At 57.1% G+C, this 5433-nt stretch carries 3 protein-coding genes; 2 read left to right on the top strand and 1 reads right to left on the bottom strand.

Annotated elements, in window-relative coordinates:
• Window positions 1-101: 101 nt before the first annotated feature.
• Window positions 102-3068, bottom strand: coding sequence for an ATP-dependent helicase (locus FJY68_13195; GenBank protein ID MBM3332780.1), 2967 nt, complete (start codon window positions 3066-3068; stop codon window positions 102-104).
• 435 nt (window positions 3069-3503) lie between these two features.
• On the opposite strand from FJY68_13195, the gene FJY68_13190 reads away from it, so the two are divergent.
• Both FJY68_13190 and FJY68_13185 read left to right on the top strand, forming a co-directional pair.
• Window positions 3504-4046 carry a sigma-70 family RNA polymerase sigma factor gene (locus FJY68_13190; protein MBM3332779.1) on the top strand — a complete coding sequence of 181 codons (543 nt, stop codon included), beginning with the start codon at window positions 3504-3506 and terminating at the stop codon, window positions 4044-4046.
• A gap of 518 nt (window positions 4047-4564) precedes the next feature.
• Entirely contained in the window at window positions 4565-4936 is a 372-nt protein-coding gene (locus FJY68_13185) for a hypothetical protein (protein MBM3332778.1), read from the top strand.
• Window positions 4937-5433 lie beyond the last annotated feature (497 nt).

Genomic DNA, 5433 nt, shown 5'->3' with positions numbered 1-5433 from the left:
CATCCCCGCATTGCTGAGTGCACTGGAACGGTCCGCGTCACCGAAAGAAATTGACGCAACAGAGAGAGTTGCCTAAAGTGATGTGGGAGCCGCTAGGAATTTCAACTAACCGAGGGACATGCTCCATTCCTCTGCCGGAAACAGAAAACGACACCTGGCTCGATGACTGCGTATTGCGGGTCTGGCGGGACGACTGCGTACAGGCCGAGGGGTGCTTCTTCCAGTTGTGCCCGGTTTGCTTCGATATACCTCAGCAGTTCCATCCGGAAGTCGTCGAGCGTGAACTCCGTGAGAGAGATGTTGTCGTCCTTCAGGTCTTCCAGGTCGAGCACTTCGTCGCGCATCCGTACTAGTTGCTTGTGCCGATACTGAAGGTCCTCCGTAATGAGGTCTTGGATGTCCTCGGGCTCTAGCAGGTTGTCTTCCATCGTGGCCGCGAGGTCCACCAGGGCCATGCGAGCTTCGACCCGCGTCTTGAGCGTAATGTATCTGTCCAGGTTTTGGGTGGGCCAGAAGTTGACCAATTGCACCGTCCTACCAAGACTGCCGATACGATCGATTCGCCCAAAGCGCTGGATGATACGCACCGGATTCCAGTGAATGTCATAGTTGATGAGATGGTCGCAGTCCTGAAGGTTTTGACCCTCTGATATGCAGTCGCTGGCAATGAGCAGGTCTATCTCGCCGGATTGTGGCATCGCGCCTATCTTGTCACGTTCCTTGGAATGCGGTGCGAAGTTGATGAGGATATTGGCATAGTCGGTTTGGCCTGAGTAGCCCTTGGGCTGGAACGTGGACTGATTCTCCCCGGTGCCGACGACCAGAGCTGCATGCACTCCCAGTTCCTCACGCGCCCAGGAGTGCAGTTGCTCATACAGGTACTTGGCCGTATCGGCGAACGCAGTGAAGACCAGCACCTTACGGTTGGGATTCCCAAGACGGTTGATGCTCGGCTGTCGGACCTTGGCAGAGATGAGCTTCTTCAGTTCGGCCAGCTTGGCGTCGCGGTCTGGGCCAACGTCCTTGGCGTGAAGGTACAGGCCGTTCAACTGCTTCTTGTCGCGGTGGAGTTCTTCGAGCCACCCATCCACGTTCAAGTGGACGACCTTGAACTTCTTCTTCTGTCCAACCTCGAACGCATCGCGGAGTTCGTCGTCATCCAGGTAGTCTGGCTCATACGAGTCAGGGTCTAATTCTGGGTTCTGCTCGCGATACTGTTTGTACTTCGTCAGCCGGTCTTCCAGGTCGGTTATCTTGTCGATAGTCCGTTTCAGCGTGAGCTCGAACGAATGCACCGAGCTTTCCAGCCGCTTGAGGAAGTTCACCTTCATCATGCCGATGAGGAAGCCTTCGCGCTGTGACTGCTTGAACCCGGCGACGCCTTCTTCGTACTCCGCCCGGTGCTTTGGCAGGACGAATTGGGACGGGTTGAATATCGAGAGCTTGTAGCCGCTGATCTCGTCGCTCAGCCTATCGTAAGATAGGAACAGGCCTTTGGTGTCGATGTCGGGATATATCGCGATGGGTTTCGCGCGGGTCGGAAAACCGCCAAGTCGCGACATCTCCCGCTGATAGTACTTGCGGATGTGCTGACGAGAACGGGCGATGGTTAGTCCGTCCAGAAGTCTGAAGAAGTCTGCTCCCAGGCGCGATATCAGGTCCGCAGTTTTGCGCGCTTCGGGCTTCTGCCTGGACCACTTTGTGAAGTGCTCCTGCGCCTTGCGCAGAGACTCCACCAGACTGCCGATACCAAGCTGTTTCTCAAAGGCGGAATCGCTGCCGGCGGTAATGAACCCGAGTTGGTTACGAAGGTCCTTGAGAGTGTTGTTTACAGGCGTAGCAGAAAGCATCAAGACCTTGGTCTTAACGCCATTGGAAATGACGTCTTCCACTAGACGCTGATACCTGCTCTTTTTAACTATGTTGCCCTCTTCGTCGCGGCGCCCTGGAGTGTTGTTGCGGAAGTTGTGCGACTCATCGATGACCACGAGGTTGTAGTTGCCCCAATTGAGCGCGGCCAGGTTGATGTCACCACTCATGCCTGTATCACGGCTGAGGTCTGTGTGCGAGAGGACGTCGTAGCTGAACCTGTCGGCCAAGAAGGGGTTGCGCTGGTCGTTCTGAGTGTACACCGTCCAGTTATCACGCAGTTTCTTGGGGCAGAGCACGAGCACACGCTCGTTCCGAAGCTCGAAGTACTTTATGACGGCGAGCGCCTCGAAGGTCTTGCCGAGGCCGACACTGTCGGCAAGGACGCAGCCGTTGTGCGAGAGTATCTTGTTGATGGCACCCTTCGCGCCGTCTCGCTGGAACTCGAAGAGCTGCTTCCAGATGCCGGAATCGAGAAGGGTTGTCGCCTCCAAGTCTGCCTTCGTCTGGGCGTTGTCACTCAGGTACTTCTCGAAGATGTGATAGAGGGTCTTGTAGTAGATGAACTCAGGAGCGCGGTCACTGTAGAGCCTGTCCAAGCTCCGCAGGACTTCCTCCTTCACGTCCTCCACGAGTGCCGGGTCATTCCACATCTCATCAAACCAGGCCTTCAGGTCACGAACATCCCGATTGCTGTCGACTACGAGGTTCAACTCGATGTTCCCACCAGATGGCGCCAAGCCGAGCCCTCGCACCGTGAAGTTGGAACTACCGATGATCACGTCCTGGATGTCGCCGCTTGCGACGTGGTACATCTTGCCGTGCACGAAGCCCGCTCGCTTCACTGACCTGACGTTGACCTTCTCTCGAACCCAGTTAGCGCATTCCTTGGCGACGCGCTTCTGCTCCAAGCGGCGCGCAAGCTCGAGGCCATCGTCGTCGATCATATAGGCCTTCGCCTCTGTCTTGCATGGGTCCAGGGACCTGACTGAACTCGGCTCGCCAAACAGGAAGTCCATCTGGTTGACACCTAGCAGGTGTTCCCGCAGAGCATCGAATGCATAGATTGTGAAGTAGGCAGAGACTACCGAGAGTCTTGAGCCTTCGCGGATCTTGGAGCGCAGGAAATCCCCGACTCGTCCGCGGTCGCGGTTATCGCGAATACCGCTCGAATGTTGCGGCTCGGGCGTGTCGAACATGCGAGGCATCAGTATTGCCCCAACCTACCAGACGGAAGAAAGACCCGGCCAAACATGCCGAGAGTTATAGCATAAAAGGGCCGAGGGTCAAGGTGCGGCGCTGCTGTTCAGCAGTTCCTCGGAGCGACCTGAGATTGCGAGTAGAGCAGCATGGCAACGATTGCCGTGATGGCAATCGGCAGTCAGGACATGAAATCGGCCACACGCACCCGAACAGAAGGGATAGCCGCTTGAGGCGTCATGCCCGATGGCCAGATTCTACGTTATCTCAAGGTTCTTTGTCGTTTCGGCCCCCATCTTGCGTATAATAGGGTGTACTCAAAAGGAGGACCCATGGCTGCACTAGGAACCGACCCCGAACGGCGAGGCGCTTAGCCGTGGCCCCGCCTAGCCGTCCGGTTAACAAGAACGAGCCACGGCAAAGGACACGTGCAGATGAAGATATCTGCGAGTCAGGATGTGGCCACGGACGACGCCCTATTTGTGGCCATTTGGAGGCTTGAGGGCGGGCTGACGAGATGGCTGAAGCGTGAGTTCGGCTATGACGAGGTAGGGGCGTTCGAAGTCGCGTCATGCACGCTAGTCAAGGCGTTCAGGCACCGTCACCGTTTCGACCGGGCAAAGGCCTCATTGAGGACTTGGGTGTACTCCATCGCCAAGCATTTGGTGATAGACCAGATGCGGAAGCGGAAGTGTGGCCCGGCTCGCATGGTCGAGGCGGTACCGCCGGAAGACCTGGACGAAGCCTGCCCGGACGAGAGGGAGTGTCCGCGCGATGCTCGCATCCGGCAAGTGGAACTCCAGAAGTACCTCGTCGGGCTGACGGACCGACTGCCGAAGCGACAGCGGGATGTGATCTGGGCTTACTGGAGGGAAGGACTGAACTTCCCCGAGATCTCACGCAAGCTGAAGCTGTCGACACGCCAGGTAGGTTACGCGTACAAGAACGGCATGGATGCACTGAAGCGCATGGTCTAGCGCCAACAAAGCACACCCAACACACTGAACACACTGAACACACTGAACACATCAAACTAACAGAATTCATATCAAGAAACATCACAGATATCATATTGAGAGCATTGATCATGAAAAACACCACGGAAACTCCGGGCCACCGCCCGACTGACGCTGAGTTGACAGCCATAGAACTGTTTGCCAGTGCTCGACGGTCGGGGAAGAAGGTGTCCGTAGAGGCATATCTACGGCGCTACCCAGAGCTCGCTGAGTCACTCCGGCCGACACTTGAGAGCATCGTCCTGTTCGAGGGTGCCTTCCGCTCTTTCGCAAAGAAGCACCCCAAGTTCAATGCGCGGCAGTTCTTCGGGGACGCCTGCGCGCGTTAGCTAGGTAGCGCTGCCCATCAGGCCCCTGCCTTGTGCAGGGGCCTTCTTTCTTGTCGCGACCGGCGCCCTTCTTCGTATAACTGAGCGAAGGGGCTTGAATGAGTTCAGGCCTCACGAATCCGAAAGGTCCGAGGTTGGAAAGGAGGGTCTATGATAGACCCAACCAAACGGATCGCCAATTGGGATGCGAAGTTCGATACGACTCGCATCAAGGCGACCCTCGATGTCAAGCGGCCGGCCATGCTGCAGAGCGTGTCGGCAATCTACCCGATGATCGCGGCGATGGAGCTGCAAGTGAAGCAGGTCTGTGATGGAGCGGGTGTGTCCGTAATCACCTACCCGTTCTACCTCTGCTTCGGCCGGGAGATGTGGGCGCTTTCGCGCAAGGACATCTCCGGCGAGTCGCTGGCGAAGGAAGCGGCCATCCTGGTCGCGAAGTGGAAGGCGCGCGGCCTGACCGAGGCCGTGCTGCAGGCCATCCGTACCGATGTCTTCAACGTCGTCGCCCCGATCGCGCCGTAACCGGCTCGGTTGGGAAGGAAGAGGCCGGCGGGCTCGTGCCCGCCGGCCGCTGTGTTGACTTGTGGATGAGCAGGCAGGAGGTTTCGGAGACACAGCACTTAATTCAATAGGAAGCGTCAAGAGGCTCCGGGCGGCTCCGCGTCCATCTCCAATCCGAACACCTGACTGAAAGTCGGCCGACGGCGCTCCACGGGAACGGATAGGTCAGAGGTCAGAATCCAGAGTTCAGAATTCGGAGCTACGGACTCGGCGTGGGTAACCACAGATGAACACGTATTGGTGTTTCACCACCAAGACACAAAGGCACTACCATTGAGGAATGACGAGGTTCAACGGCCTCAGACGCCGCCAGCTTGACTGACAACTTGACTACTACGGAGAGCACTAAATGTTTGACAGCTTGAGGTCATGTTGCCGCATATCGGACGTGCTCTTCCGCAAAGTAACTCCTGACCACTTCTGGCTGGCGTTGCCGGCTGCGTAGGTAGGATCGGGCC

The sequence above is a fragment of the candidate division WOR-3 bacterium genome (assembly GCA_016867815.1).
Lineage (GTDB): Bacteria > Hydrothermota > Tepidihabitantia > Tepidihabitantales > Tepidihabitantaceae > UBA2258.
This window is presented reverse-complemented; position numbering and strand designations above follow the sequence as displayed.